We start from the raw sequence: 223 nt of genomic DNA, 5'->3' as shown, positions 1-223 counted from the left end.
CTCGATCTCCTTGCCGGCGACCATCATCAGGTCGGCCATCTCGTCGACGATGACGACGATATAGGGCAGAGGCTCGAGGTCCATGACCTCCTCCTCGTAGATCGCCTCGCCCGAATGCTTGTCGAAGCCGGTCTGGACGGTCCGCGTGATGACCTCGCCGGCGGCCTTGGCCTCGCCGACCCGGGCATTGAAGCCGTCGATGTTGCGCACCGAGAGCTTCGAC

1 protein-coding gene is annotated in these 223 nt (G+C 64.1%); it reads right to left on the bottom strand.

Annotated features, from left to right (window positions below):
* The coding region (locus WFK61_RS26080) for an FtsK/SpoIIIE domain-containing protein (protein ID WP_336814952.1) at nucleotides 1-223 on the bottom strand (223 nt) is incomplete at both ends.

Source organism: Allobosea sp. MMO-172 (assembly GCF_037147855.1).
In the GTDB taxonomy this organism is placed as follows: Bacteria; Pseudomonadota; Alphaproteobacteria; order Rhizobiales; family Beijerinckiaceae; genus Allobosea.
This window is presented reverse-complemented; position numbering and strand designations above follow the sequence as displayed.